The organism is Leptospira perolatii, from assembly GCF_002811875.1.
GTDB classification, from domain to species: Bacteria; Spirochaetota; Leptospiria; order Leptospirales; family Leptospiraceae; genus Leptospira_B; species Leptospira_B perolatii.
Genome location: NZ_NPDZ01000005.1, coordinates 1 through 26210, shown reverse-complemented (window position 1 = coordinate 26210; position 26210 = coordinate 1). Strand labels below are relative to the sequence as shown.

23 protein-coding genes are annotated in these 26210 nt (G+C 43.0%); 11 read left to right on the top strand and 12 right to left on the bottom strand.

What is annotated here, in order from left to right; all coding sequences use genetic code 11:
* Positions 1 to 8: 8 nt before the first annotated feature.
* Both CH373_RS09400 and metK read right to left on the bottom strand, forming a co-directional pair.
* A complete protein-coding gene (locus CH373_RS09400) occupies positions 9 to 971 on the bottom strand; it encodes a transketolase family protein (protein WP_100715050.1) in 963 nt (320 codons plus the stop codon).
* The gene (metK, locus tag CH373_RS09395) at positions 971 to 2131 is read right to left on the bottom strand and encodes a methionine adenosyltransferase (protein ID WP_100715049.1); all 1161 of its coding nucleotides are present in this window, start codon (positions 2129 to 2131) and stop codon (positions 971 to 973) included. The genes CH373_RS09400 and metK overlap by 1 nt, the downstream gene beginning before the upstream one ends.
* Before the next feature lie 196 nt (positions 2132 to 2327).
* Between metK and CH373_RS09390 the strand changes: the two genes are divergently transcribed.
* From CH373_RS09390 to CH373_RS09375, 3 genes are all read left to right on the top strand, one after another.
* A complete protein-coding gene (locus tag CH373_RS09390; protein ID WP_100715048.1) occupies positions 2328 to 2726 on the top strand; it encodes a ParB N-terminal domain-containing protein in 399 nt (132 codons plus the stop codon).
* 328 nt (positions 2727 to 3054) lie between these two features.
* Positions 3055 to 3861 carry a major surface lipoprotein LipL32 gene (gene lipL32, locus CH373_RS09380; protein ID WP_100715046.1) on the top strand — a complete coding sequence of 269 codons (807 nt, stop codon included), beginning with the start codon at positions 3055 to 3057 and terminating at the stop codon, positions 3859 to 3861.
* A gap of 369 nt (positions 3862 to 4230) precedes the next feature.
* Positions 4231 to 5994, top strand: a complete 1764-nt coding sequence (locus CH373_RS09375) for an acyl-CoA dehydrogenase family protein (RefSeq protein ID WP_100715045.1) — start codon at positions 4231 to 4233, stop codon at positions 5992 to 5994.
* A gap of 154 nt (positions 5995 to 6148) precedes the next feature.
* Here CH373_RS09375 and CH373_RS09370 read toward each other — a convergent pair whose 3' ends face one another.
* A complete protein-coding gene (locus CH373_RS09370; RefSeq protein WP_100715044.1) occupies positions 6149 to 6865 on the bottom strand; it encodes an oxidoreductase in 717 nt (238 codons plus the stop codon).
* A gap of 220 nt (positions 6866 to 7085) precedes the next feature.
* Here CH373_RS09370 and CH373_RS09365 point away from each other — a divergent pair, with 220 nt between their 5' ends.
* The gene (locus tag CH373_RS09365; RefSeq protein ID WP_100715065.1) at positions 7086 to 8363 is read left to right on the top strand and encodes an adenylate/guanylate cyclase domain-containing protein; all 1278 of its coding nucleotides are present in this window, start codon (positions 7086 to 7088) and stop codon (positions 8361 to 8363) included.
* Between the two features lie 17 nt (positions 8364 to 8380).
* On the opposite strand, the gene CH373_RS09360 is transcribed toward CH373_RS09365, so the two are convergent.
* Positions 8381 to 8716 carry an Mpo1-like protein gene (locus CH373_RS09360; protein WP_100715043.1) on the bottom strand — a complete coding sequence of 112 codons (336 nt, stop codon included), beginning with the start codon at positions 8714 to 8716 and terminating at the stop codon, positions 8381 to 8383.
* A gap of 254 nt (positions 8717 to 8970) precedes the next feature.
* On the opposite strand from CH373_RS09360, the gene groES reads away from it, so the two are divergent.
* Together groES and groL are read left to right on the top strand one after the other, a co-directional pair.
* Positions 8971 to 9258 (top strand): co-chaperone GroES, encoded by a 288-nt coding sequence (gene groES / locus CH373_RS09355; RefSeq protein ID WP_100715042.1) that lies wholly within the window; start codon positions 8971 to 8973, stop codon positions 9256 to 9258.
* A 22-nt stretch (positions 9259 to 9280) separates the two neighbouring features.
* A complete protein-coding gene (gene groL / locus CH373_RS09350; protein ID WP_100715041.1) occupies positions 9281 to 10918 on the top strand; it encodes a chaperonin GroEL in 1638 nt (545 codons plus the stop codon).
* A gap of 84 nt (positions 10919 to 11002) precedes the next feature.
* Here the strand turns inward: groL and CH373_RS09345 are convergent, their stop codons facing one another.
* The 6 genes from CH373_RS09345 to lipB form a co-directional block, all read right to left on the bottom strand.
* Positions 11003 to 16636, bottom strand: a complete 5634-nt coding sequence (locus tag CH373_RS09345) for an LA_1737 family protein (protein ID WP_100715040.1) — start codon at positions 16634 to 16636, stop codon at positions 11003 to 11005.
* Positions 16637 to 16661: 25 nt separating this feature from the next.
* The gene (locus CH373_RS09340) at positions 16662 to 16883 is read right to left on the bottom strand and encodes a DUF167 domain-containing protein (RefSeq protein WP_100715064.1); all 222 of its coding nucleotides are present in this window, start codon (positions 16881 to 16883) and stop codon (positions 16662 to 16664) included.
* A gap of 23 nt (positions 16884 to 16906) precedes the next feature.
* A complete protein-coding gene (gene murJ, locus CH373_RS09335; protein WP_100715039.1) occupies positions 16907 to 18496 on the bottom strand; it encodes a murein biosynthesis integral membrane protein MurJ in 1590 nt (529 codons plus the stop codon).
* Positions 18496 to 19203: an STAS domain-containing protein gene (locus tag CH373_RS09330; protein ID WP_100715038.1), complete on the bottom strand. Its 708-nt coding sequence runs from the start codon at positions 19201 to 19203 to the stop codon at positions 18496 to 18498. Before CH373_RS09330 ends, murJ begins: the two co-directional genes overlap by 1 nt.
* A gap of 6 nt (positions 19204 to 19209) precedes the next feature.
* A complete protein-coding gene (locus CH373_RS09325) occupies positions 19210 to 20286 on the bottom strand; it encodes an LIC_12071 family protein (RefSeq protein ID WP_100715037.1) in 1077 nt (358 codons plus the stop codon).
* Positions 20287 to 20376: 90 nt separating this feature from the next.
* Positions 20377 to 21042: a lipoyl(octanoyl) transferase LipB gene (lipB, locus tag CH373_RS09320; protein ID WP_243393339.1), complete on the bottom strand. Its 666-nt coding sequence runs from the start codon at positions 21040 to 21042 to the stop codon at positions 20377 to 20379.
* On the opposite strand from lipB, the gene CH373_RS09315 reads away from it, so the two are divergent.
* From CH373_RS09315 to CH373_RS09305, 3 genes are all read left to right on the top strand, one after another.
* Positions 21041 to 21574, top strand: a complete 534-nt coding sequence (locus tag CH373_RS09315; RefSeq protein WP_100715035.1) for a type II toxin-antitoxin system antitoxin SocA domain-containing protein — start codon at positions 21041 to 21043, stop codon at positions 21572 to 21574. The two genes, lipB and CH373_RS09315, sit on opposite strands and share 2 nt — an antisense overlap.
* 13 nt (positions 21575 to 21587) lie before the next feature.
* Complete coding sequence (gene panD, locus CH373_RS09310; RefSeq protein WP_100715034.1) at positions 21588 to 21953, top strand: aspartate 1-decarboxylase; 366 nt, start codon at positions 21588 to 21590, stop codon at positions 21951 to 21953.
* 160 nt (positions 21954 to 22113) lie between these two features.
* The gene (locus CH373_RS09305; RefSeq protein WP_100715033.1) at positions 22114 to 22974 is read left to right on the top strand and encodes a hypothetical protein; all 861 of its coding nucleotides are present in this window, start codon (positions 22114 to 22116) and stop codon (positions 22972 to 22974) included.
* A 71-nt stretch (positions 22975 to 23045) separates the two neighbouring features.
* Here the strand turns inward: CH373_RS09305 and CH373_RS09300 are convergent, their stop codons facing one another.
* Together CH373_RS09300 and CH373_RS09295 are read right to left on the bottom strand one after the other, a co-directional pair.
* On the bottom strand, positions 23046 to 23276 hold the full coding sequence (locus tag CH373_RS09300) for a hypothetical protein (RefSeq protein WP_100715032.1): 231 nt from the start codon (positions 23274 to 23276) through the stop codon (positions 23046 to 23048).
* An 80-nt stretch (positions 23277 to 23356) separates the two neighbouring features.
* Entirely contained in the window at positions 23357 to 23650 is a 294-nt protein-coding gene (locus CH373_RS09295) for a hypothetical protein (protein WP_100715031.1), read from the bottom strand.
* A 119-nt stretch (positions 23651 to 23769) separates the two neighbouring features.
* Between CH373_RS09295 and CH373_RS09290 the strand changes: the two genes are divergently transcribed.
* Together CH373_RS09290 and CH373_RS09285 are read left to right on the top strand one after the other, a co-directional pair.
* Positions 23770 to 25251 (top strand): HDOD domain-containing protein, encoded by a 1482-nt coding sequence (locus CH373_RS09290; RefSeq protein WP_100715030.1) that lies wholly within the window; start codon positions 23770 to 23772, stop codon positions 25249 to 25251.
* Positions 25238 to 26044, top strand: coding sequence for an ABC transporter ATP-binding protein (locus tag CH373_RS09285; protein WP_100715029.1), 807 nt, complete (start codon positions 25238 to 25240; stop codon positions 26042 to 26044). Before CH373_RS09290 ends, CH373_RS09285 begins: the two co-directional genes overlap by 14 nt.
* Positions 26045 to 26210 lie beyond the last annotated feature (166 nt).

The following is a 26210-nucleotide window of genomic DNA, read 5'->3' as shown; positions in this document are numbered from 1 at the left end:
AAATTTTGCTATTTCTTTGTTTGAACCGCTTTCTGAGCTAATTCCACAATATTTTTTGCGCGTAAACCGAAATAATCAAGCAGTCCTGACCATGTTCCGGATTTTCCGAATTTGTCCTTCATTCCCAAACGGAATACTCTGACAGGATATTCTTCGGAAAGTAACTCGCATACAGCAGAGCCAAGACCGCCTATGATATTGTGCTCTTCGCAAGTGATCACTACACCGCATTCTTTTGCATATTTTAGGATTTTTTCATTATCGATAGGCTTGATAGTCGCCATATTCAAAAGAGTGACCTGAATTCCTTGGCCTTCTAATTCTTTTGCAGCGATCATTGCCTCGTTCACGAGTACTCCGTTTGCTACGATCAGTACGTCCTTTCCTTCTCTGAGTACTTCCGCTTTTCCAATGGCAAACTGATAGTTCTCTCTTTCGATTACCGGAATATTCGGGCGACCTACTCGAACATAGACCGGTCCTTTGTAATCAGCGATCGCTTTGACCACTTGCTTGGTCTCATTGTAATCGGAAGGACAGATTACTACCATTTCAGGAATAGTACGCATCGTGGAAAAATCCTCGATACACTGGTGAGAAGCCCCATCTTCTCCCACGGTAACTCCACCGTGAGAGGCGACTAATTTCACGTTTAAGAAAGGATATACTACACTGTTTCTCACAATTTCCCAAGCTCTACCGGAAAGGAACATTGCAAAGGAAGATGCAAATGGTACAAATCCTGATAAAGCCAGACCGGCGGCATGTCCGACTAAGTTTTGTTCGGCGACTCCTACATTGAAGAAACGATCCGGAAACGCTTTTGCGAACTTATTGGTCTTCGTAGAACCCGATAAATCCGCATCCAATACTACTATGTCTTGGCGCTCTTTCCCTAATTCGAGAAGCGCGTCGCCATACCCGTCTCTGGTGGCCTTTTGGTCCGAAGTGGAAACTGTGGGGGCACCCATTATCCTTTCAAGGCTCCCGCTTTGTCTGTTTTTTCCCAAGTAAAGGTTTCTCCGCTTCGACCAAAGTGTCCGTAAGCGGCAGTCTCTCTATATTTGCGTCCTTTTTCGAGCAAATGGAGGGATTCGATAATTCCGCGAGGTGTGAGTTTGAAGTTTGCTCTGATTCGCTTTACAATTTCTTCTTCCGAAAGCTTTCCAGTCCCGAAAGTATCAACGTGAACCGAAACAGGCTCGGCTACTCCGATCGCATATGCAAGTTGTACTTCACATTGGTGTGCGAGTCCTGCAGCCACCACATTCTTAGCGATATAACGACCCATATACGCCGCAGATCTATCTACCTTGGAAGGATCTTTTCCGGAGAAAGCTCCTCCACCGTGGCGACCGTAACCGCCGTATGTATCTACGATAATCTTTCTACCGGTCAGACCAGTATCACCGTGAGGTCCACCGATGATGAATTGTCCGGTAGGATTGATAAAAAACTTTGTGCCTTTCAAGAAATCAGATGGGATCACTTTCTTAATGCATTCTTCGATGACCGATTCCTCGATTTGCTTGTGCGCCACATCAGGAGTATGCTGGGTAGAAATTACAACAGTATCTACTCGAACAGGTTTGCCGTCTTTATATTCGACAGTTACCTGGGATTTTGCATCCGGTCTAAGCCAAGAAAGCTTTTTGCTCTTACGAAGTTGTGCAAGAAGTTTCACCAATTCGTGAGAATAATAGATAGGCATTGGCATCAACTCAGGAGTTTCATTGATCGCAAATCCGAACATGAGACCTTGGTCCCCTGCCCCTTGCTCTTTGAACAATCCTTCTCCTTCGGAAACTCCTTGGGAAATGTCAGGGCTTTGCGCGTGGATATGTGCAGATACAACGGCAAACTCCGAATCGAAACCCATAGCAATATCTGTATAACCAATATCTTTAATCACTTCTCTCGCGATTTCTGCCGCGTCCACCTTGCCCTTGCTGGTGATCTCTCCTGCAACAACAACCAAATTCGTGGTGACCAATGACTCACAAGCTACTCTTGACTTAGGATCTTGTGCGAGATAAGCATCTAAAATTGCATCTGATATCTGATCACATACTTTATCCGGGTGACCTTCCGATACGGACTCTGAAGTGAAGATGAAGTCTTTTAGCGACATTCGAAGTTATTCCTGTTTATTGGATCTGTTCCGGATTGCAAAAAACCCGGCCTGAAAACTAGAAACCTTTCGGTGTCGGCAGTGTCAAGTGATTCCGACCGGAAACAAACCTGCACTTATTTCAGGAAAGTGAATTTTAGGCAAATAATAGGAAATTGATTTGTATGATTTGCTGTAGGGAAAATCCTTCACCGAAATGAAAATTAGAGTTTCGGACATTAGGGTGAGGAACCGTATCCGAAAAGACCTGGGCGATTTACACGGACTGCGAAACTCGATCCAGGAGTTAGGCTTACTTCATCCTGTTATTATAGATTTGGATAATACTTTAGTCTCCGGTGAAAGACGACTGGAATGCGTACGGCAGTTGGGCTGGGAATACGTCGACGTTCGGATCGTGGATGTGAGAAGTAAAAAAGAAAGAATCCTGATCGAAGCCGAAGAGAATAATGTCCGACTTCCTTTTACCAACGAAGAGCAAAACCGAGCTCAAGAATTATTGAGGAGATATTCTTACTCCGGGATTTTCGGGAAACTTTGGGCGTGGCTCTTAGATCTTTGGGACTGGATTCGGTCGCTTTTATTTCGCTCTTAATCTGACCTTTCTCAAAACCAAAAAAATCGGCCTGAGATGTATTCTCATGCATTCTTAACAAATCAGGTTTTCCAAGAAGAATCTAGCCTTGAATAGGCGAAGTTTTTGCCTGGGCAGTTGAAAATAGAATAATAAACGAACAAGCAAACCTTAAATCTTCTCGCTCGATTTTCTTAATTTTGTAATGAAGGTTTTCCATCCCTAGCCTTAAACCTGAAGCGGAGTTTTTTGCGCTGCCAAAAGGCCGGAGAAAGAAAAAATTATTAATTCGATTTACAAAAAGAAAACAATTCTCTAACTTGATCAATCCATACCAAGGAGAGTCCGAATGAAAAAAGTTTCGATTCTTGCTATCTCCGCCGCAATCCTCGTCAGCTTTGCTGCTTGTATCGGCGGACTTCCTAGCCTGAAGAGTACGATGGTAGTCGGGGAGCAAGATATCCCCGGAGTTGGAGTTCAAAAACTCTTTGCTCCATATTCAGAAGTAGTCAACTACTACGGATATGTCAAGCCGGGGCAAGCACCTGACGCAGTTGTAGATGGTAAGAAATCTTACTTCCTATACCTCTGGGTCCCTGCAGCGATCGCTGAACTCGGTGTTCGTATGATTTCCCCTACCGGAGAAATCGGCGAGCCATCTGATGGCGATTTCGTGAGTGATGCTTTTAAAGCAGCAACTCCTGCAGAAAAATCAATGCCAAACTGGTTCGACACCTGGATTCGCATAGAGCGCATGGCTGCTATTATGCCGGATCAAATCGCAGGTGCTGCTACTGGTAAAGCATTACAAAAACTTGGTGATAACGACGACGGTGATACTACATATACCGAAGAGCGTCACAACAAGTATAACTCCCTCTTACAGATCGCCATTCCGAACATCCCTAAGAGCCTTGATGAACTGAAAAACCTCGACACTAAAAAACTTTTAGTTCGTGGTCTTTACAGAATCACTTTCACTACTTACAAAGTTGGTGAAGTAAAAGGTTCTTTCGTTGCTTCTGTTGGTGTTCTTGCACCTCCAGGTGTTCCGGGAGTTAGCCCAATTCTCCACTCAAACCCTGCAGAGTTGCAAAAAGCAGCTGTTGCAGCAGAAGAAGCTCTTAAAAAAGCTCTTTCTGGTGGAGCTAACTAATCTCAAATTAGTTAAAAGATAGCAGGTTTGATAACCATGAAAAGTCGCCGAAAGGCGGCTTTTTTTTATGCCTTGGCATTCTCAGGACTCCATTTGTTTACTGCTCACTTTGTTGCCAGAAGCAAATCGGTCACTTTATAATCCCCTTTCATTTTCTCTTACAAAATAAATTTCTGAACGTAGTTCATTAGTGAATTAGAAAAATCTTACTTAGGATTGTGAGCTTGTCAGTTCTAGCTTCACATGGTATTCTAAGAAAGAATATAGGCCGGCGGTTCTGTTCTATTTTTCTATATCAGCGTAAAAACAAACCCTGAAAAGAATCGAACTGCATAAAAAAATCTCCGGACCTAAACCAGGAGCCATCAAATGATCGAGAATAATTATTTTCTAGAAAACGAAGACTTAATAGGTCATTTCGAAACTTTCATCGATTGGAAGGAAACAGTAGAATCCTTTGAACAAAACTTCAGAGATAAAAAAGAATTCGATCAGTCAGGAAAACCTGAACTAGCTATGGCTCCTAGTTCAGTAGAAGAAGCAGTAGAATACTATCGATCCATACTAGAATCCACGGGAGAAATCGCCGGCAAGGAAGTAGCTACCAGAGCAAAAGAAATGGACCAAGAAGGTCTAAAGTATTCTGAAGGAAAGGTGGAATTTCCCAAAGCAATGGTGGCCGCGGTGGATAAAATCAAGGAAGCTGGAATCTTGCCTTATAGTATTACTCGAAAGCACGGGGGCCTTGGAGTGCCCGCAGCAATTCAAGCAATGATGATGGAACTGATCGCGAGAGCAGACGGTTCCATTTCGATCGCTTTGGGTTGTATCAATCTCGGGGAAACAATCGAAAGATTCGGCTCCAAGGAAATGATCGAAGAGTATGTACCAAAGATGGCAACGGGAGAACTCTGTGGGGCGATGGCACTTACTGAACCGAATTATGGTTCTGATTTACCTAATCTGCAGACTAAAGCGATCAAACAGGCGGACGGTACATGGAGAATTACTGGAACCAAAAGATTTATCACTCACGGATGCGGGTTTGCAAATGCTCCTTCGGTCATTCTGACTTTGGCGAGGACAGGAGCTCCTACAAGTGGAGCACGGGGACTTTCCTTCTTCCTGGTAAAAAGCCAAGACGTGTTCATTGCAGGAATCGAAAAGAAAATGGGCCTCCATTGTTCTCCTACATGCGAAGTAGTTTATGAGAATGCGCCAGCGGTCTTGATTGGCGAAGAGGGATTTGGACTCGTGAAATATTCCATGGGAATGATGAACGGCGCCAGATTGTCGATCGCGGCGCAAGCTATGGGAATCGCGAGTGCAGCTTATTTCGAAGCAAAGAAATACGCCGAGGAGAGAGAACAATTCGGAAAGAAAATCATGAATATTCCAGCGGTTCAGAAGATTCTAGACTGGATGGATAGAGAGATCGTCGCGATGCGTTGCATCCTGCAAGAGGCTTCTCGCTCGATAGACTTGTACCACTGGAAAGCAGAGAGAATGAAGGAAGATGGAGTAGACGAAAGGGAGATTAAAAAGGATGAAACAGTTCGCAAATGGGAAAAGGTCGCAAATCTTTTGACTCCCCTCTCCAAATACTATATTACAGAAACAGCAAACAAGATGGCTTACGATTCTTTGCAGATTCACGGAGGAGCGGGCTATACGTATGACTATGACGTATCTAGAATATTCAGAGACGTTAGAATCACGAATATTTACGAGGGCACGACACAATTGCAAGTAGTTGCGGCGATCGGAGGTGTGGTGTCGGGTCTAACTCCGAAGGGACATCTGAGAAATTATTTGGACGAAGAAATGGATCGTTTCGCCGTCAGTGAAGAACTTAAAGAACTGAGAAAGATATTAGAAAGTTCTCATGAACGATTTACGAACATAGAAAACAGCTCCGATCGAGACCAAGTTGCTTTTGAGCTCGTCGAATCTGCTGCCAGAGTCCTGATGGGGCTTTTGATCGAAAGAGGCGCGAGCAAACAAATCGGAGACGCCAAAGAGAAAAGGTTCGGAATTAGCCGTGCCTATAATTCGGATAGCCTGGCGATCCTAGAGGCTAATTTAATTCGAATCAGGAATAAAGCCGGATTGAAAACTCCGGTGTTGACTTAGAGCCGTTTTTGGGGAAGCCCCGCCCTTCCTGGGCGGGGGCCGGTGCGGTGGCAGTACCGACCGCTATTTCAGAAAACTTTCCTCCGGTCAAGCACTTTCGATCCTGACAGTTTGTAGGAGCTCCTACAAACTTGCGGTCTGATCTCGTTCATGCTCAATTAGAGGGAAGGATATTCTTCAAGATTTCAGAAATTCTAGTTCTGGAATCGGCGGATCCGAGCTCTGCGATTTTATCAGATTCGAATACGAATGTTCCACCATCCAGTGCCCACGCTGCGTTTAACATTGCTTTTGCGACCACAAATCCAAGGATAGAGCGGTATTTTCGGAGCGGGCCAAATAGAAGTGGATTGATCAACTTCGCAAAAAACGATCCCAGTTTCTCTCCGAAGCGAAATTCTTCTCTGTCTCCCTCCAAAAGTGAAGGTCGAAAAATTCCCAAATATATGAACCCCAGACTTTTGAGAGAAGCTTCCATCTCCCCTTTTACCTTATTATAAAATACGAAAGAATTGGCGTCGGCTCCTAGTGCACTGACTACGGAAAAATGCGTTATCTGAGAAGATTTTGCTGCTTTCGCAAAGTCGATTACATATTGATAATCTACTTTTCTAAAATTCTCCTTGGAACCGGCACGATTCATGGTGGTTCCAAGGGCGCAAAAAGCATGAGTGGCATCCTTTGGAAAATGGTAAGATTGCAAGTCGTCCCAATTCATTTGGATCGGAACCAGTTTCGAATGCTCCCAAGGAGAAGGTTTTCGGACAAGGACGTACACTTTTTCCCATTCATTGTCCAGCAATAACTCTTGGATCAGATGCCTTCCGATCAGCCCTGTGCCTCCAGCTATGATTGCAATTCGAGACTTCATTCTGCGCTCCGAGATTACGATTCGGTTTTTGTTATTTTTATAGGAAAGACGACCGATTCGAACAAGTTAGAGTTCCTACTTTTTAAAAAATTAGCAATGAAGATTTTACTTTTTAAAATTGAAACCATATAGAAGTACCTTAGTCTAAGTCTTCATGCAGATACGAAAATATTTACCAGGATTTCTTTGCAACGTTTTGGAAACGACAGATCGATCCAGGATGGACGACTCGGTTAGGAAGGTTCTAGAAAACGAGGAAATGATCGGTGCGTATGTTTCGAATGCATTCCGATATTTACTACTTTTATTCTTTGGTTCACAGATCCTTGCCAATCTAGGCACCGGAAATCTGACCGCAAATATACTTGCGATTAGTGCTTACGCAATTGTCACGGTCGGACATTCCATTGTGATAAGAACCTGTCCGAAATGGGCGGTCTCCATTTTTGCGTATCTTGCATTAATATTCGATTTTTCTTTGATCACCGGGATCATACTTTACTACACATATTTTGCGAGTCCTGATAACTTCAGCTTTGCCATAAAAAATCCGATTCAGAATTTCTATCTGTTTCCTTTGGCATTTTCACTGATTCAGTTTCGCCTAAGGTTTGTTACACTAAGCCTTGTTCTATTTTACGCGGCTTATTTTGGGATTTTCTACTTCGGTTACAGCACAGGCAAAATTACTTTTGCAGAAGATTGGCAAGACTATTTGTTAGGGCCTAACCTTCTATTAGGTGATGCGATTGCAGGGCGGCCCTTGGTATATTTGGTCTTGGCTTGCATCTTTTGTTTTGGAATTTTTAGAACCTTAGTCATGATCCGCAGAATCGGAGAAGCCGAGGCGCAAAGAACCTTACTCTCTAGATATTTTTCTCCAGGCATGGTAGAAGAAATGATGACGAATCCGAATCTCCTTTCCGGAAGAAGACAGACAGCGACGATTCTGTTCACGGATATTCGAAATTTTACTGCGCTTTCTGAAAACATGGATCCGGTTGAACTGGGCAAATTTCTTTCTTCGATCCGAGAGAGATTAACAGAGTGTGTGTTCGAGTATGGAGGAACCTTGGACAAATACATCGGTGACGCGGTGATGGCCACCTTTGGAACACCTTACCCGGCTTCCGATCCAGCGATGGACGCAACTCAAGCCTTAAAATGCGGGATGAAGATGTTAGAAACTCTGGGAGAGTTCAATCGAGAAAGGGAGGCGAGAGGTCTGGAGGCAGTTCGTATTGGAATTGGAATCCACACCGGCGAAGTATTTTCCGGGAACATCGAGACCAGCAAACGAGCAGAATTCACAGTCATCGGAGACGCGGTAAATACTGCTTCCAGAATCGAATCTCTTACGAAGGATTTTGGAAAGGAATTACTCGTGTCAGAAGATACTTGGAGATTGGCCGGAACTACCTTTCGTGGGGAGGCAATGCCTCCCGTTCATGTAAAAGGAAAGGAGAAACCTGTAACAGTAGTCGCAGTGACTTCCTGACAAAGGAACGGTTTCGCCTACTTTACTCCGGCTTTTTGCAATTCCTTACCGATCTGTCCGGTAAGAATATAGAAAAACATAATCCAATCGCTGACGAAGGATTTAAACGGATAAGTAAAGGTCGCCGGACGATTCTTTTCTACAAAGAAATGGCCAGTCCAAGCAAAAAGATACCCGCTAAATAAGGCTCCTAGCAAGTACCAAGGATTTAAAAATGCAACTGCAGAGAGTATCCAGGCTAGTGCGATCGAAGTTCCGACAAAATGTAAAAATCGATTTAGCGGATTCGAGTGCTCCCTCAAATAAAAAGGCCAGAATTCTTTCAAAGTAGTATATTTCTTCTCTTCAACCATGATCTTCTATTCTCCGATTTCCTAGAATACTGGAGGGAAAAACTATCCGCAACCGCAAATCTGAGTTTCTGCGCTCTTCGCCAAAACTGCAAGATAAGAACTCTCTGTAAAGATTTGCCGAAATTATTAGCACTCTTGGGCACAAAGTGCTTGACACCCGAGGTGCTTTTGGATTCTCCTGGTAAAGGTAATAAGCACTCTTTTTCTTATAGTGCTAAACGACTCATGATTAAAATTTAAAAGGAGAATTTTCTATGGCAATCAAACCCCTAGGAGACAGGGTCCTGATCGAACCTAAACAAGAAGCTGAAGAAAAAATTGGAAGCATCTTTGTTCCGGATACAGCAAAAGAGAAACCCCAAGAAGGGAGAGTTGTAGAAGTCGGAAGCGGTCGTTATGAGGACGGAAAGCAAATCCCGATCGAAGTGAAAGTAGGAGATAGCGTTCTTTACGGCAAATATTCGGGAACAGAAGTCAAGGCTGACGGCAAAGAATATCTTATCATTCGCGAAAGTGATATTCTCGCGATCGTGAAAAAGTAAATTAGAGGATGGTTAAGTAAAAATGGCTAAAGTTATCGAGTATGACGAAACAGCGAGACGCAAACTTCTAGAAGGAGTTAACAAACTCGCAAATGCAGTAAAGGTCACTCTAGGACCTAAAGGCCGAAATGTTGTGATAGATAAAAAATTCGGCGCACCTACCATCACTAAAGACGGCGTAACGGTAGCGAAAGAAATCGAATTGGAAGACTCCATTGAGAACATGGGTGCTCAAATGGTAAAAGAAGTCTCCACTAAAACAAATGATGTCGCCGGAGACGGAACTACGACTGCTACGATTCTCGCACAATCCATCATCAACGAAGGACTGAAAAACGTAACTGCTGGTGCAAATCCGATGGCTCTCAAACACGGAATCGACAAAGCGGTAAGTGTAGCTGTAGAAAGCATCAAGAAGCGCTCCGTAAAAATCGAAAACAAAAAAGATATCGCGAATGTTGCTAGCATTTCTGCAAACAACGATTCCGAAATCGGAAGCCTGATTGCTGATGCAATGGACAAAGTAGGCAAAGACGGAGTCATCACTGTTGAAGAAGCAAAATCAATCGAAACTACTTTAGATGTAGTAGAAGGAATGCAATTCGACAGAGGATATGTTTCTCCTTACATGGTTACAGATCCTGAATCCATGACTGCGACTTTGAACGATCCTTACATCCTGATCTATGACAAAAAGATTTCTTCTATGAGAGATCTTCTTCCAGTTCTGGAAAAAGTAGCTCAATCCGGACGTCCTCTCGTGATCATCGCTGAGGAAGTAGAAGGTGAAGCTTTAGCGACTATCGTAGTAAACACTCTTCGCAAAACTATTTCTTGCGTTGCAGTAAAAGCTCCAGGATTCGGAGACCGTCGGAAAGCAATGTTAGAAGACATCGCAATCCTGACTGGCGGACAAGTGATTTCCGAAGATTTAGGAATGAAACTGGAGAACGCAACAGTTCAACAACTAGGCCGTGCAAAGAAAGTGACTGTAGATAAAGAAAACACTACGATCATCGAAGGCCAAGGAGCTTCCAAAGATATCCAAGGAAGAGTTTCTCAAATCAAAAAACAGATCGAAGAAACCACTTCCGAGTATGATCGCGAAAAACTGCAAGAGCGCTTAGCAAAACTCGCTGGCGGTGTTGCTGTGATTCATGTAGGAGCTGCTACCGAAGTAGAAATGAAGGAAAAGAAAACTCGCGTAGAGGACGCTCTTTCTGCTACCCGTGCTGCGGTAGAAGAAGGAATCGTTCCTGGAGGCGGTTTGACTCTCCTAAAAGCTCAAGAAGCAGTCGCATCCCTCAAACTAGAAGGAGACGAAGCTACTGGAGCAAAGATCATCTTCCGTGCATTGGAAGAGCCGATTCGTATGATCACTGCTAACGCAGGACTCGAAGGTTCTGTAATCGTGGAACAAGCGAAAGGCAAAAAAGGAAACGAAGGATTCAACGCACTTACAATGGTTTGGGAAGACTTAATCCAAGCCGGAGTCGTTGACCCTGCAAAAGTGGTTCGTTCTGCTCTGCAAAACGCTGCTTCTATCGGTTCCATGTTGCTCACTACCGAAGTTACGATTACCGAGAAACCTGAAAAAGAAGGCGCTGTACCTCCGATGGGGGGAATGGGCGGTATGGGAGGAATGGGCGGCATGATGTAAGGCAAATGCCTTCTCTCTACCCTACCTTTCCTTCAATAGGAAGTAAAAAGCCGGGAGTTTCTATCCCGGCTTTTTTATTACGAATTAGAACGGAACTTTGACCCCGAGAATTCTACTATAAGTTTTTCCTTCCCTTTCCGTAGTTCTACTATATAAGATTTTCAGAATAGACCAGCTTCGATACGAATTCTCCTCTTCTCTTTCATAATCGAAAAGTATTCCATCCCAGACACCGGGGATAGTCAAGATTCCCCAAGATTTATACCCTCTTGCTGCTTGCACTTCTTTATAGTAGAATAAGCCCGGCCCGACCAAGAGAGTATCTTCTTTTGCGCTGACGGATTGATTCCGATAGTACAGCAATCCTAAACCGAGAAGATCGAATCTTCCGTCTTTTTCCGAAGAGAAATATCCCAACACCGGAGGCACCAGAGCGGAATACTCTTCTCCTTCGCGATGGTAATAGTAGACCGGAAGGAAATTATGCAGTCTCTCATCTGGCGCGCTTCTGTATCTCAGCCAGAGCAAGTTCATGTCTGTCAAATCATGTTGGCTTTCGTAACCGGCGAGCAATCCACCCAAAATCGCCCAGCGAGTTCTATCCTGGTCGTAATTTCCGTGAAAAATTCCCAAGAATGCTTGGACCTGTTTTCTTTTGGTCTGTATTTCATTTTTTACATCGAGCAATCCCGCGAATCCCCATCTATCTCCATCTGTGTCAGAGTAACCGTAAAAACCGAAAGCCCACCAAAAAGAAGAGTCCATGTCCTTAAAACGAAGAACCAATGGAGCGAGTCCCCAACCGGAAGATTGAGTTCCGGAATAATGGAAGAGAGGTCCGAATATCGTTCTTCTTTTTTGGAGTACCGGATCGTTCGCAACATCTATCAGCAAAAGTAGATTTAAGTGGTAGGAAGTTCCTTCCACAAGAGTCTCGTGGTCATAATAAAAAGCAGGGAACAAAAACCACTTACCGTTATCCCCGAGTCCCTTCCCTTGGTTTAAGGAAGTTTCTCTTGCGTAGAGGAATGGAAACAAATAGAATCGAGTCACTTTTTCCGAAACGTCGGTACTTCGCTTTAAAGAAATCAATTTCAAGAAAGAAGTTTCCCAGGAACTAGACTGAGCGTAACGGTTCGATTCGTACATCAGCCCTAACCAAAACAGAAAGCTTTCGCTCGAAGTGTCAGATGTGTACATCGTCAAGAAAGGAAAAAAGTGAAACGAGCTGGATTTGTCCTCGTTCGGATTATCCTTTCTGCCCTCTTTTGAAAATACTCCGAATGGCAGCACAAGTACAGAATCCCAATACCCCGAAGAAAGTTCTGATTTTTCGTAATAGTACGGAAGTCCCCAAAGTACTGAACTCTTGTAACCGGATGTATTCGTGTCCGTCCTGGAATAGAAAGGAAACAGTGTGAAAGATTTTTTTTCTTTGGATTCGCTTCCGTTTAGCAGAATGAGAAAACTCCAAGAGTAGGACTCTTGGTTCAGTTCGGAATACCAAACGATGGGCACAATCGTTTCGGAATAAATCAACTTCTCCTTTTCTTTTCTTACTTTAGAAAAATAGAAAGGAAATGCGTAGAAGGATTCATCCACTTTATCTTTGCCAATCTTCGTAGATTCAGAAGCGATCAATCCTAAAAACGTGCGATATTGCGTCTCTTCGGTTTTGTCCGAGTAATAACCTAACGCAAATAATGTGGACGTAGTAGCGTCTCTCTTATAGTAAAAAGCCAGAGGATAAATGATGTCTTTCGCAGAATTTTCGCCTTCTTGTAATCCGGTATATCTAGTCCTATGATAAATTGGCGTCCAAAAGCTGCTGAAAGAAGTACCTTTTCCTTCACCATAGTCAATATCATTGGCTTCGTAACTCCACAATAGCGGCACTAAAGCTGACCATCGATTCAACGTCCAACTCGAAATAGTCGAAGTTCCGGACGGAACAGGATCGACGGCAGACCTTTCAATCACCGTTGTCCTAGTACTAGAATTATAAAAATAGAATGGAAATACTCGGAAGCTAGAATTTGCCTGGTTCGAACCTCGGTCTTCCCAAGAATAATCTACGATTCCTAAAAATCCCCAGGAAGAAGACCTAGGTTCCCTGAATCGATATGCTCCTAAAACAAAGAACGAGCTAGAAACATCGTCGCTACTATAATAAAACGCTAGGGGCCAAATCAAATGGCTTCTTCTTCTCTTTTCCTCGGACAATCCAGCTTCCTTTACACTGGAATAAGAATACAAAGGGAACAGTGGAAAAAGAAATCTAGTCTCTTCTCGGCCCGTAGAGTCTAAAACATTTTTATAATAAGATAATAGAGTAAGAAACTTGGACTCGCCGCTTCCTATCGTATTTGAAGAAGCATATTTATAATCACGATAGTAGAGAGGAAAAAAAGTAGAATAACCTTCTCTCTCCTGCAATCCGCTAGGTGAGGTTCGATTGATTTCTTTTGAATGAAATAGCGGAGGTAAAATGGAATGCCAAGAGATTACTTCTCCATTTTCGGCGGTCTCTCTTGTCCGAGTCAGAAATAAGCTCCAAGTCTTGGATCTTTCCGGAGAATAATCATGGACCACAAAAGGAAGAAGACGGAATCCCCAAGTTGTAGGAGATCCATACACTCGAAAGAAAGGCCAAAGTACTGAGTAATCTCTTTCTTCTCCTTTTTTCCCGCGTAAAAATCCGAGGATCAACCAGGCCTCCTGGAAGTCCTTCTTATCATCCTGCCTAGCAAAGAAAGGAAAGATCACTCTATAAGACTGTTCTCCGATCGTGCTCCAAATCGTAGGGGGCAAAAGCCAAAAGTTTACTTTATCCTTGGTTTGTTCCGACCAGGAAAACCAAGCAAGAGGCAAGACTCTCACATGTCTTTTATCATCTCCTCTTTCATAACTCGCGATTCCGAAAAGAGCGCTGATCCCTCTAAATTCCCTAGATGTCTCTCTGGAAAGTCCTGTGTATTTTCTAAGTCCATCCCCCGACTCAGCCGCCTGATTTTGCTTAGGTGAGGCTTCCGTAGCGATTGGACCGTTTGCTGGTGTAGAATCTCTTCGTGCTTCTTTCCCTTCCGAAACTTCACCCGTATTTGGCGGGCTTTCTTCGAGTGGCTTTGTCCACCAAAGTATTGTGTCCTTAGAAACGGGATCTCTACGAGAGTATCTAAAAATATTATAAAACCAGGATATATCTGTATCTAAATACAGATCTTTTCCGCTGCTTCCGATAGACGCGCCACCTTGTAGCGTACTCAAACTTTTAGAAAAAGAGAGACCTGCGATATTCAGATCAATGGATTTATCCGCTTCCTCGAATTTGATCCTGAAAGGAAGAAAGATCATCCCCTTGCTTCGCGGAGTGTCCCACTCATAATATAATGGCACAGCGTACAGGGAAGATTCCTTAGCTACACGATCCTCTTTAGAATAATAGAGCAAGGCCCAAGTTCTGTCTAACTTCGGACTTCTCTTTACGTAATGAAAAAGTCCAAAGGAACTGTAATCGTTCTGGTCAAATCCAAATCGAAAATAAAAAGGAAAAACTACGTTAAATTGATTTCTGCTATAGAAATAAAACGGAAATAAATAGGCGTATTTAGTGGCTCCGGAAGAGTCGCCTCCCCTTCCGGTTAAACCTAAGAAGTTCCAATAGGACCTGTAATCACTTTTTGCCGAATAGAAAAACGGATAAACACGAACAGAAGACTCAGTAATTTTTTCACTTACTTCTACCGGACCGTAAAGTGAGTACGATTCCGTTTTGGAATTTCTACCATAATACAACGGAAATATCACCGTCGTACTTTCTTGCTCAGAAACAGAACGATGAAAAATGGGAAGGAATGTATAATTACGCTCTCTAAAATTATTCGAATAATACCAAAGCGGAAAAATTACAAACCTGGTCCAGTCTCCGGTTTTAGCATCAGTGCTCCAATACGTATTCAAAACCAGTGTGCGACTCGAACTCGGGTCCGTGCTTCTGTGAAAGAGAGGGAACACGGTTCTCGACTCGGACGACTGATTCGAATCTTTATCATAAAAGTAGAATGGAAAAAATACAAACCGATTGGTAGAACCGTCTTTTGGATTCCGATTCCAATAGGTATTCAGGAAAAAATTCGTGGAAGATTCTGGAGACCTGTACGAATAGAAAAACGGAAAGAATAGAAAAGTCTTTGCGTTCCCTTCCGTGCTCCAGAAAAGGCTCGGTATCACAAATGTGTATTCTTTTCCCGGACTTTGAGTACTGAAATAAATCGGAAGGAATGTATTATATTTATCTTTTTTATAAAATACCAATGGGAAAAATACAAGTTCTTTGGTTTCTCCTTTGAGATCCCTCTCCCAATAGGTGTTTATAAAATATCTCTGAATTCCTGAAGAATTACTATTTCGAAAATATCCCAGTACGATCCAAGTCTTTTCAGAAGGTGTATCCTTCGAATAAAATAGAGGAAAAAATATGAGTGTCTTATTGATACCTTCTTTATTACTATAGTATGTATTCAAAAAATAGAATGTAGTCTCGTTCTGGTCTTTGTAATGATAATAAGGAGGCAAAATACCGAAAGTAGTAGAGCCAAAGTTGAAATAGAATGGGTTGATTACGAGAGATCTGTACCTTTCGTAAAAATAGAACGGAAATAGATAAGCGTTCTTTAAGTCTCCTTCCCTGTCCGTTCTCCAACCGGATAACAAGAGTAGGTTGGTTACTGTCCCGCTTTCTTTTTCGAAGTTTCTATAAAGCCCCGGAAAGAAGGTAGTAGAGCTTACCTTTTGTCCGTATTCTTCCGCACTGGAACGGAAAAATAGCAAAAGCGGAACCGTATAACGGTTGTATGTGCGATTCATAGGACTGCCGGGTGCAGACTCTTCCCAGTATCTGGTAAACAAAGGAGAAACGAACCTCCCCTTATTTCCGGATCTCTCGTCCTTGGAAAAATGGAGTAAAGGAAGAAAGGTAAAACTTCGGACCGATTCCCCGTAACTCCAGTAAAATAACGGCAAAACCGCACCGTAATCCTTGGATTGGTCCTTTCCTTTATGAAAAAGTAAAAAGTGGGTCCAAGTATCCTCCGGGGTCGTGCTCTTAAAGTAGAGCAGAGGAAGAGCATAGCTGAATGATTTGGTTCTACCTTCTATCGATTCATTAGAAGTTCCTAATAAAGGAAAGAAGGAAGGAAATCGAAGCTTCTCTCTTAAAAAGTTTCCGTTTTTTTGATACGAGTAATAATGCAAAGGAGAAAGATGCATGCTTTCTTCTGAAGCAGAGTCTTTTCCGATATTGTAGGAGCTCCCACTATAATAGAATAGTGGAGAGAGAAACGAGGTGTCTACACGGTCTTTCGTATCAATTTTTTGTGCACGAAAAAGTGGAAAAAACCAGGTTCTATAGGAATCTGATTTCTTAGAGCTGAGACTATAGATAAAAGGATAAGCGGTGAATTCTTTAAAACTAGGATAACTAGTGTAGCTAAGTAGAAAAAAGGCATCGATGGAAAAATGGTCCTGCCAATTTTCCACATTCACGATCATTCCTTTGACCGCGTATTTTTCCTCTTTTTCACTCCCGTAAATCGGCTTTCTTTCGGAAGTCAGCTTGTCGAAATGATCCTCTTCCGCAAAAAGATTCTGCGAAAACAGGCAAACAAAGACCAGGACTATGACAAAGGAATTTGTAAATCTTGAGAAAGAACGACTCAAGCAGGAACTCCTGCAATTTGGAGTCTTACTCCAGAATTTCTAGTAGTTTGATTTTTCCCTTCTGCCCTCTTAAAATCTGCACCCTGCTTTTCGGAACTCCCAGTTCTTCCGCAACCGCAAGGATCACTGCCTCGTTGGCTCTTCCATCCATGGCTGGCTCTCGAACGGCTATAACCCATTTTCCTTCCTCTATTTTTTCTACCGAGGGCTTCTTAGAATTCGGCTTTACCTTCACTTCCAGCTTCATCGCATTTCGGTGAATAAGCAACTCTATCGGTTTCGAAAAATCTTTCCAAGAATTAATTGTATCTCAGGAAGCTTCAAAATCAGACTAGTTCCAGAAAAAAAAGCCAAAGCAGGCAAGATTGCGAACACTAAGGAAATCCTGGAACAGTTTGCGTAGCTAAACCCAAAATCGGAAAGATAAACGATCAGTTTTTCGTGGAAGAAATACAAATAGGCAAGTAAAAACGAACTCATACAAAGCGTCGGGATCAAAATCCCGAACAGTTTTCTCAAAAAACTAGACCAGGGGAAGGATACTCCGTGCAGCCGCAAATTTCTCGCGAGCAGGGTCCAGGTAATCATGGCGGCGATCGCTGAGGAAAGAGCAATCGCAGAATGCTTTAACTGCCAAACCAAGGATAGATTCAAGAGAAGATTTACTAAAAAAGAAAAGGCCTGTATTTTCAGAGGAGTCTTCGTGTCCTGAAATGCATAAAAGGAAGAAATCAGAACCTTGTTCATGCTATAAAATGGAACTGCAAGAGAGTAAAAAATGAGCGGGGTCAAGGCTGTTTGAGTCGCTACATGATCCCATCTTCCCCCAAAATAAATAGCGTCTAAAATCGGACCCGCTAAGATCCCCATTCCAAGTGCCGCCGGAACTGTCAAAAAAGAAGCAAATCCGAGCACGCCCAAAAGCTCTCCGGGGACCTCCTTCATTTTATCTTCTTTTAAAGAATGCAAGAGCGCGGGCAGTGTTGTGGTGGCCAAAGCGACACCGATGATTCCGGTTGGGAGCTGGACCAATCTTTGTGCATAATCTAGACTGACAACAGCGCCTAACCCTGGATAGGTGTTCTGAACTAAATTCGCGAGAAAAATATCTACGAGCAAACCTAACTGATAAAATCCTCCGCCCAGAGCGGCAGGGAGCATCAGTTTGAAAATCTTAGCAATCGCCGGGTGTTTATAATTCCAAGTAAATTTCGGCCATTCTCCATTCTTGTACACATACCAGGCTTGGATCGAAAGCTGTAAAATTCCTCCGATTACGATTCCGAAGCAAAGAATCCGAACTTTGGAGACTAGATCCGTATCGATAAACGGTAAGATGCAAAGGAATACGACCAGATAACTCAAGTTCAAAACGATCGGCGATAAGGAAGGTACAAAAAATCTATTTTTGACATTAGAGATCGCCATGAAAATTGCGGACAAGCTTGCGGTTACTATCAAAAAAAATAATATATAGGTCAGCTCCACCACTAACGAGGAATATTCAGGGCTACCTCCTACAAGCAAAGGAAGTGCAGTCGGAGAAATCGCAAAGACCAGAAATACGAATCCGAGAAGCAATACAGCCAAAAAGCTTAAGACCGCACCGCTCATTTTTCTAGCCGCGAGCTCGCCTTCTTTCCCAGCTTCGGAGTACAAAGGCATGAACGATTGCGAAAGAGTTCCTTCCGCTAATAGATTTCGAAACATATTCGGTAATCTGTAGGCGACCGAAAATGCGGAGGCGACCATTCCGGTTCCAAAGGAAACCGCCATGAAGTGGTCTCTAAATAATCCTAGAATCCGAGAAATGAGAGTATAAAAAGAAAGTGCGAAACTTCGAGAGGCTGCTTTGGACATTATTGGAGGAGCTTTTCTAAGTAGCGAACCCCGCCCATGCGATTGACGTCAAACTGAATTCCACAAGAAGGACATTTGTATCTTCCCACGAGTCTAATTCTCAACCTGGAACTACAAGCTCCACAGTACAGTATTTTCTCCTGGGTAAAATCCTTGCGCATTCTTGCCAGATTTCCCTCTAATTTTTTTCCGGACGAAAATTCTTCGGAACCCACCGGCAAAGTTCTTACTTCCGGAATCCATTCCGATTTTGCAACCCCAGCCCTTCCTTCCGAGCTAGAGCCGCTGGAATAAAATTTCAAAGGCTTTTCTTGTCTTAGAGTTTGGTTGAGCCCGACCAGCAAGCCAGTTCGGTTGTCTTCGATATGAATTGCAGATAGCCAGACTTCTGCTTCTTCCGGGGTTCTAAAAATGGGAAGCTGTTTGTCTAAGCCAAACAATCCCAATATAAGATGGCTTTCTTCATTCCAGCCGCAGTATGCAAGACATCCGCCCTGTTTTTCCAGAGTACGCTTCAGTTCTAAGAGCAAGTAGATCCCGTCTTCTTCAATATAAGGAATCGAATCGCATACGAACAAAAATCGATGGTCCCCGGCTGATACTCTAGATTGCAGAAAACCTAATAGTTCCGGGGCCGAGAGAGAGTCGATCGGACCACTCGGATAGATTCTCAGAATTTTTTCGGAGCGAACAGTCTTGAGTTCCAATCAGGTTTATCCTAGGTAAATAGCGTCCAAGATTTCCGATCTCTCGGTCGAATGAGTATGACTGGTTCGCATCGGTCTTTCCAAAACTTCTTCGCGTTTTGGAACCGAGCGAATCCTTTCCTCTTGTATCCCGGTCTCCCCTCCCTCTGTCGAAGTTACGACACTAGGAGTGCGCGCCTCACTCTCAGCAACACTTGCCGATTGCCAGCGAAGAGGCCCCGGATCCTTGGAAAAATCTGCCTTTTCCCAAAGTGGCGGAGGATTTCCGGAAACTTTCACCTTTTTTGTGGGGGAAGGATTCGGACGATTCTCAGAAACGACCTGGCTTCCGGAAGAATAGGGAGAATACGAGTATGTGGTTTTTACACTCTTGACCAACATATGGACCAGACTGATCAATAGAGCGCAGATCAACGCAATCCAAGAATTATTTTGCGCGATCCACAGGAACAAATCTGTCTGCGACTTTACGAACTGCACAAAGTTTCCTCGTTCATAAATCATATGAAGCGAAGCGATTCTTTCTAATTTTTCTGGATGATACACTCCCATCGAAATCAAAACGTCGAGCTCCAGAATTTCAGGGAAGAAAGGCGCGAGATGAAGTAGCAGCGGACGCTCTCTAAACTCCTCTACTTTTCCGAGTAAAACAGGTGTGCCGGTTTGCCATTTTCTCAGCCGATGTGCAATCACATAAGAAGCAGATAAAAACTTGGACTCAGGCTTTCTTTTTTTTAGAGAGTGCTCCACAAAATCCGGATTCGAAGAGGCGAGAACTATCCCTTGGTCGCTGACAAGAGAAATCTCTTTGATCTCGAATCTATCTTTGTCCTCGGACGTGACTTTTACTAACCGAGTAAACGTAAAATTCAAATCGGTTAATTTAGAAACATCTAATTTAGATTCCGTCGATTTGGAAAGCGAGCTGATCGTGTCCCTAGCACGGTTGTCCGAGGAAATCTTGAGTAGTTGAAATGAGACGAGAGACGATTCAAAGAAGGACCAGGCAGAGGCTCCGATCGCTAAAGCTTCGCATAACAAAAGAGTGAACAGGAAAAAAAGTATATGTTTGAAAGATTGCACCTGATAGAGCCTCTCTCCACTAGCATCGGCCGGATCGGAAGATTCACTAAATGTAAAAAGGGTGCAAAAAGCCGGAATTTAGAAGTTTCTTCATTGGTTTTTTGCCGGATTCCTTTCCAAAAACTGCAGGAATTTTTCACTCACTTTAGTCTTCCAAAGTTTCTTTTTGTCCTCTACGCAGTCCAGACCGATGTTTTGGATCGAAGTCATGTTTTGCCAATTTCCGCCGCAAGGATGAATGCACGAAAATGCGGAAAAGTTATTCGAAACGTTAAATGCAACACCGTAGCTAGTGAACCAAGATTTGAAGTACACTCCGATCGACAAAATTTTCAGTCTGGGGTCCGACTCCAAATAAAGCCCCGGAGAATCTGGTTTAGAAACCAGGGAGATTCCCCAAACTTCCAAGGTCGCAGATTTACAAGATTCCAGAATCGCTTGCAAAAAGTCCGCGATTCCGAGCTGCCTGGATTTTAGGTCAATATGAAAGTAGGCGACGATTTGTCCTGGCTCGTGGGCGGTAAAATCACCTCCCCTTTTGATATAATTCAAGGAAATCCCGTGAAAAGAAAGGAATTTCGGTGCTACCAAAAGATTGTCGATATTGTAATTGATCCCAGCGGTGATCGTAGGAGGGTGTTCCAAAAATAGAATATTCTCCCTTCGCGATTCTCGAATTTTTTCTTGAAAAGAAATGTATCGAGGAACACCAATCGGGAGTCCTAAAAATAGAACCTTCACACTCTTAGTCTGCATGGAAAAGATCCTCGAAGTCATCTCATTTATCTTACAACGTTCTCCGAAAGGCCGAAGTCGCCAAGAACTAGCTAAGCTGATTTACCTAGCAGATGGTGTCTTTTTTCAAAAATACACCAAAGTTATTACGGGTCAAAAGTACATTCATTTAGAAGACTCACCTTACCCGATGGAATTAAATCAAGCGTTGCTTCATCTAAAGGACAACCGTCTAATAGACGTACAGCCTAAGCTGAGCGAAACTGGTATTTCTGGATATTTGCTCGCTTGGGTTGGATCCAAACACGAAGAAGAGATAGATCTGAATCGTCAGGAGAAACGGATTTTGCGAAAGGTTTTGGAAAATTTTAAGGGAGCAGTGTACGACGAAAATCGAGTATATCCAAATTTATACGAGAATTACGTGATCACTCCTCTCTTTTCCGAAATAAAGTTTAGTCGTGAAACTTTAAATACGAAAATCCATTTCTTCAAAAGAAAAACGCTTTTGAATATCTCGGGCAAAATATTTAAGGTACTTTTTAGCGAATAACCGGGGTGTCCACATGATTATAACGGTCTGTAAAGCCAAAATCCACCGCGCCACAGTCACAGACGCGGACTTAAATTACGAAGGTAGCTTAACCGTGGATATGGATCTGGTAGATGCTGCGGGAATGCACCCCTACGAAAAAGTTTCCGTCGTAAACGTAAATAACGGCGCCAGATTTGAAACCTATCTAATAGAAGGTAGACGTGGTTCTGGCGAGATTTGCCTAAATGGGGCTGCCGCCCGCTTAGGAATGAAAGGAGACAAGGTAATTATCATTGCCTACGCGAGTCTGGAAGAATCTGAACTACCGGTCGGTTACAAACCTCAGGTTGTACTGGTAGATGATGAAAACAGAATGAAGTCTCCAGAATATGCCTAACAGAATCTTGGTAGACGAATCCCCCTTTCCTTTATAGACTTTGTAGGATTTCCTCGGAAATCCTTTTGTATTTTCCAGAAAAAACCGCAGAAGTGGCTCAGTTCAAGACAATGACTGACCGATATTGTACCAGAAGAACCGTATTGGGATCCGTACACGTATGAAAATCGTCGCAAAGCTTTCCTTATTATTCCTTTTTCTAATTCTTGGAACTTCAGCCTCTGGCCAGACGAGTGCCGAAAGAGAAGGAAGCCAGTCCGGTAAGGGCTCCCAAGGTGTAGAGTATTATCCATTGGCTTACTTTGACGATCGATTGATGGTCAAAGACATATCTTTCTTCCGAAGGCATTCTGACAACGGTCAGGGAGAATTCCTGGACGTGATGGTGGAAATGGAGAACCGAGATTTTGACGCTGCAAATTTCTCCGTTTACATACTCGCTCTCAACGAAACTTCCAGGGCAAAAGTAGACGAGCGCAGGGAACTAGTTCCATTTCCTAAATGGAGAACCTACGACTTCGACGAAGAGACAAAAGTAGTAAACTTTCACAACTTGATGCCAACTGCTTTGGATAACAAGGCGGTCTGGGGAGAGCAGCGTTATAATGAAGTCAAAAAGACTTTCGAAGAAAAACTTGCTCGCGGTGACCGAGTAAAAATGGGTAATCCTGCATTAAACGAAATCGTTCATTATCTCACGAACAACCCTCAGACTTCTCTGCCCATTACACTGTACGGAGAACAAGGTCCTTCTAAGGATAAAGTACTGATCAGTAACTATGTGCCTCAAACAGAAGAGGAGTTAAAGAAACAGACCCACTCTTCTTTGAGCAAACATACGTACACGATCTACAACGCTAAATACAAAACTACGATTTTCTCTCACCATTATATTCCGTACCGCCCGGGGTACTTTACGTTTAACAAAGTCGTAATCTTGATCTTTAATCCTCTAAAGGAAAAGAACAAGCTCGTATTCCGCAGAATCATCGATATCGATGGAATTAAGTTAGTAAATTAGATCTGATTAGATTTCTCGGAGAGAGAATTTGAATTTCTCTCTGACCGATTCGACCGATTCAAGACGACTATTTAGAGTGGTGGATTTTGGTAGCGATCTATGCTACCTGGAACAAAACGAGTGGTCCACTGGTTTCGGTTGATATTCTTCTCAACCCAGCCCTTTCCGTGATCCCACCGACCGTCCGACAAGAAATCGAAAAAGTAGGAAGAATTCATATATCGATAAGAATCCATGAGATCTAAAATATCTCTTTTTTCAGAATCTTCCTTGGCGCCTTCGTAAAAGAAGCTGCTATCCATTCAATCAACCCTACTCTCTTTCTTTCGGAGATGTCTATCCTTTTTGAGATATGTGAACATAAAATGTCGCCAGCGGTTTTTTAGGTTCCTGTATCCCCATTTACTTGTTTCTGAGTTTCTCCACTCTGCTCCTTCGCGTTTTCCTGAGAAATTAGACAGAGAAATGGAAGACTGCCTTGCATTTGCTCCTTTTCCTGCCTTCTTTGTGATTGGACGGAGAATGGAGAACGTTTTCTCCTAGATTTTCTTAGCTCCTCCGCTTCTTCCAATAGACCTTCCAGTCTAGTTTCCAAAAAGAATCTAAGCTCCTCTTGCAGATCTTCTTCTTGTGTTACGGATTCTTCCTGAAGTCCTTCCTCTCTGTGCTTTTCCATCTCCAGTTTCCCCTCTCATAATGAATTGTAAAAATCTACCGGACAATCCGGTCGTTCCGGGGTTTGGTTCCGCATGTTTTTTTCTTGCCTGGGGCAAAAATTAAAGGATCTTACTCTGAATGCTAAACGTTTCCGAATTAACGGATACACTCACATCCGGAAAAGATATCGATCTAGAATACAGATTTATAACGGATGAGGATCACCAGCAGATCTACCTGCTCCTGCTGCAAATTTTAGGGCATTTGGACCGGCTCTTTTTGACAGAGGTGGTATCCACAGTTCTCAAAGAACTTTTGATGAACGCTAACAAGGCAAACGCAAAGAGGATCTTTTTTTTGCGCGAAGGCCTAGATATAGAGAACGCAGCCCAATACCAAAAAGGAATGCATCGCTTTTTGGAGGAAGTCATTCATAAATGGGATGACCAGGAAAAGATACTCCGTGGATCCAATTTGATCGTAAAATTGAGAGCCAAGATTCTAAACCAAAACTTGGTATTTCTGATCGAGAATGATGCTCCGCTACTTGTGCAAGAATCAGAAAGGATCAAGGCTAGAATCGAATCCGCGAGCAAATTCAACGACCTTTCCGAAGCATTTCTGACAATGTCAGATACTCAAGAAAGCGCTGGGTTAGGACTTGTACTCATCCAACTTTTATTGAAAAATTCTGGAATCGGAACGGACAAATTCAAAATAGAATCCGACGGAAAGCTGACCCGTGCTACTTTGGTCGTTCCAAAGCAAATTGTTCCTTTAGAAATTACTACTAAACTGAAAGACAGAATTTTGGCGGAAATAGAAGGACTTCCTCCTTTGCCGAACACTCTGACCAGAATCATCAGTCTATGCAACAACCCGGATTCGGACCTGGGTCTGATCGCAAATGAAATCGAAAAAAATCCGGCTCTGAGCGCAGACTTACTGAAACTTTCCAACTCCGCAGGATTCGCAAGCAGAAGCAAAATCAATACGATCGTCCAAGCTGTAAAAGTAGTGGGCCTAAAGAACGTTAGAAATCTGTTATATGTTTCCGGTGTCCGGAAAATCATGGAAGGAAGATACACAAAACTTCAGGAAGTCTGGAATCACTCGAATCTCGCAAGCTTTATTGCCAGACAGATTTCTCACCACGCCGGCAGAAGTAAATTTTCAGACATAGTCGCCGTAGGAACACTACTCCACGACTTGGGAAAGCTTGTCTTGCTATCCTTAAATTTTGCTTTATTTCGAAAGTTGAATTCATACCAGAGAAATAGAGACTTGTCAAACTCTACAATCTTAGAGGAAATTTCGATCGGAATTTCCCACCCTACCCTGGGGGCAATGCTCGCAAGAAAATGGGATTTTCCCGCAGATATAGTTCATATGATAGAGTATCACCACAGGCCGTTCATGACCGAAGGAACAGTATATTCTGAACTAGTAGAAACAGTATATTTGGCGAATATGATGTGCGACTACTTGGAAAAAAAGATCAGCTACTATGCAGTGGATCCAAGTATTTTAAAAAAGTTTGAACTAGACGATAAAACCAAATTCGAAGAGACTTGTGCAAAACTCGCGAAGGCGTATGAGTTATCGAATGAGGAAGTCTGAACCCCCGCAACTTTCCTTAAAAGGAATCAAATACTTTCGATCCGGAATTCCAATTTTAGAAAATATAGACTGGGAAATAGAAGCGGGTACTCATTGGGTCCTGCTCGGAAGAAATGGAGCAGGCAAAACTACACTTGTAAATTTGATCTATGGCTCGATTTGGCCGACTGCAGGCACGATCAAACTGTTCGGAGAAACTTTCGGAGAAACACCGCTCCAAGAACTTAGATTCAGACTTGGAATATTAGATTCTTCTCAACAAGAAAACGCATTACAAAGTAGATTGACTACTTTCGATGTTTTGCTTACAGGATTCTTTCACACGATCGGTTATTACAGAGAACCTAGCGCTTGGGAAGAAAAAGAAGCTGATCGAATTTTGGAAGAGCACGGACTAGGGTCCAAAAAGGGTCAACTTTTTAGAACTCTTTCCTCAGGAGAAAAAAAGAAAGTACTCTTTTTGAGAGCCATGGCGACTTCTCCAGACTTCATCATTTTGGACGAACCTTGCTCCGGTCTGGATTTAACAGCTAGAGAGGAGTTCCTGGATTTTCTCTCCGAATATCAGAAAAACCGAAAGTTCACTTCGGTTTATATCACGCACCGGCTCGACGAGGTTCCTAGATTCTACGATTACGCGGCTCTACTAAAATCAGGAAAAATTCTACATTCAGGGCCGATCCAAGAGGCTTTTAGCTCGGATAAACTGAGCGAACTCTATGACCGCAAGATTGATGTAGAAAATAAGGACGGAACTTGGATCGGGACAGCGGAAAGGGAGAAAAGGTATTGAAAAGTTCCAAGAAAAAGAAGTATTTTATCTGCTCCAGATTTCCGGAATGCGAATATGCTGAATATATTTAGATTACTTTCTTTGTTATAATCTTTCCGCTGTCCCGATCCAAGTTCCGTCCTTATTTTCTACATCAATCTTGCGGTCATAGAGTTCGCTCAGTTTA

Bases quoted from the DNA above. Each gene is read 5' to 3' on its own strand.
- panD (WP_100715034.1), top strand. From the start codon at position 21,588: ATGATTATAACGGTCTGTAAAGCCAAAATCCACCGCGCCACAGTCACA.
- CH373_RS09375 (WP_100715045.1), top strand. From the start codon at position 4,231: ATGATCGAGAATAATTATTTTCTAGAAAACGAAGACTTAATAGGTCAT.
- CH373_RS09360 (WP_100715043.1), bottom strand. From the start codon at position 8,716: ATGGTTGAAGAGAAGAAATATACTACTTTGAAAGAATTCTGGCCTTTT.
- murJ (WP_100715039.1), bottom strand. From the start codon at position 18,496: ATGTCCAAAGCAGCCTCTCGAAGTTTCGCACTTTCTTTTTATACTCTC.
- CH373_RS09365 (WP_100715065.1), top strand. From the start codon at position 7,086: ATGGACGACTCGGTTAGGAAGGTTCTAGAAAACGAGGAAATGATCGGT.
- lipL32 (WP_100715046.1), top strand. From the start codon at position 3,055: ATGAAAAAAGTTTCGATTCTTGCTATCTCCGCCGCAATCCTCGTCAGC.
- CH373_RS09300 (WP_100715032.1), bottom strand. From the start codon at position 23,276: ATGGATAGCAGCTTCTTTTACGAAGGCGCCAAGGAAGATTCTGAAAAA.
- groL (WP_100715041.1), top strand. From the start codon at position 9,281: ATGGCTAAAGTTATCGAGTATGACGAAACAGCGAGACGCAAACTTCTA.
- CH373_RS09290 (WP_100715030.1), top strand. From the start codon at position 23,770: ATGCTAAACGTTTCCGAATTAACGGATACACTCACATCCGGAAAAGAT.
- metK (WP_100715049.1), bottom strand. From the start codon at position 2,131: ATGTCGCTAAAAGACTTCATCTTCACTTCAGAGTCCGTATCGGAAGGT.
- CH373_RS09305 (WP_100715033.1), top strand. From the start codon at position 22,114: ATGAAAATCGTCGCAAAGCTTTCCTTATTATTCCTTTTTCTAATTCTT.
- CH373_RS09295 (WP_100715031.1), bottom strand. From the start codon at position 23,650: ATGGAAAAGCACAGAGAGGAAGGACTTCAGGAAGAATCCGTAACACAA.
- CH373_RS09285 (WP_100715029.1), top strand. From the start codon at position 25,238: ATGAGGAAGTCTGAACCCCCGCAACTTTCCTTAAAAGGAATCAAATAC.
- CH373_RS09340 (WP_100715064.1), bottom strand. From the start codon at position 16,883: ATGAAGCTGGAAGTGAAGGTAAAGCCGAATTCTAAGAAGCCCTCGGTA.
- groES (WP_100715042.1), top strand. From the start codon at position 8,971: ATGGCAATCAAACCCCTAGGAGACAGGGTCCTGATCGAACCTAAACAA.
- CH373_RS09315 (WP_100715035.1), top strand. From the start codon at position 21,041: ATGGAAAAGATCCTCGAAGTCATCTCATTTATCTTACAACGTTCTCCG.
- CH373_RS09400 (WP_100715050.1), bottom strand. From the start codon at position 971: ATGGGTGCCCCCACAGTTTCCACTTCGGACCAAAAGGCCACCAGAGAC.
- CH373_RS09370 (WP_100715044.1), bottom strand. From the start codon at position 6,865: ATGAAGTCTCGAATTGCAATCATAGCTGGAGGCACAGGGCTGATCGGA.
- lipB (WP_243393339.1), bottom strand. From the start codon at position 21,042: ATGCAGACTAAGAGTGTGAAGGTTCTATTTTTAGGACTCCCGATTGGT.
- CH373_RS09390 (WP_100715048.1), top strand. From the start codon at position 2,328: ATGAAAATTAGAGTTTCGGACATTAGGGTGAGGAACCGTATCCGAAAA.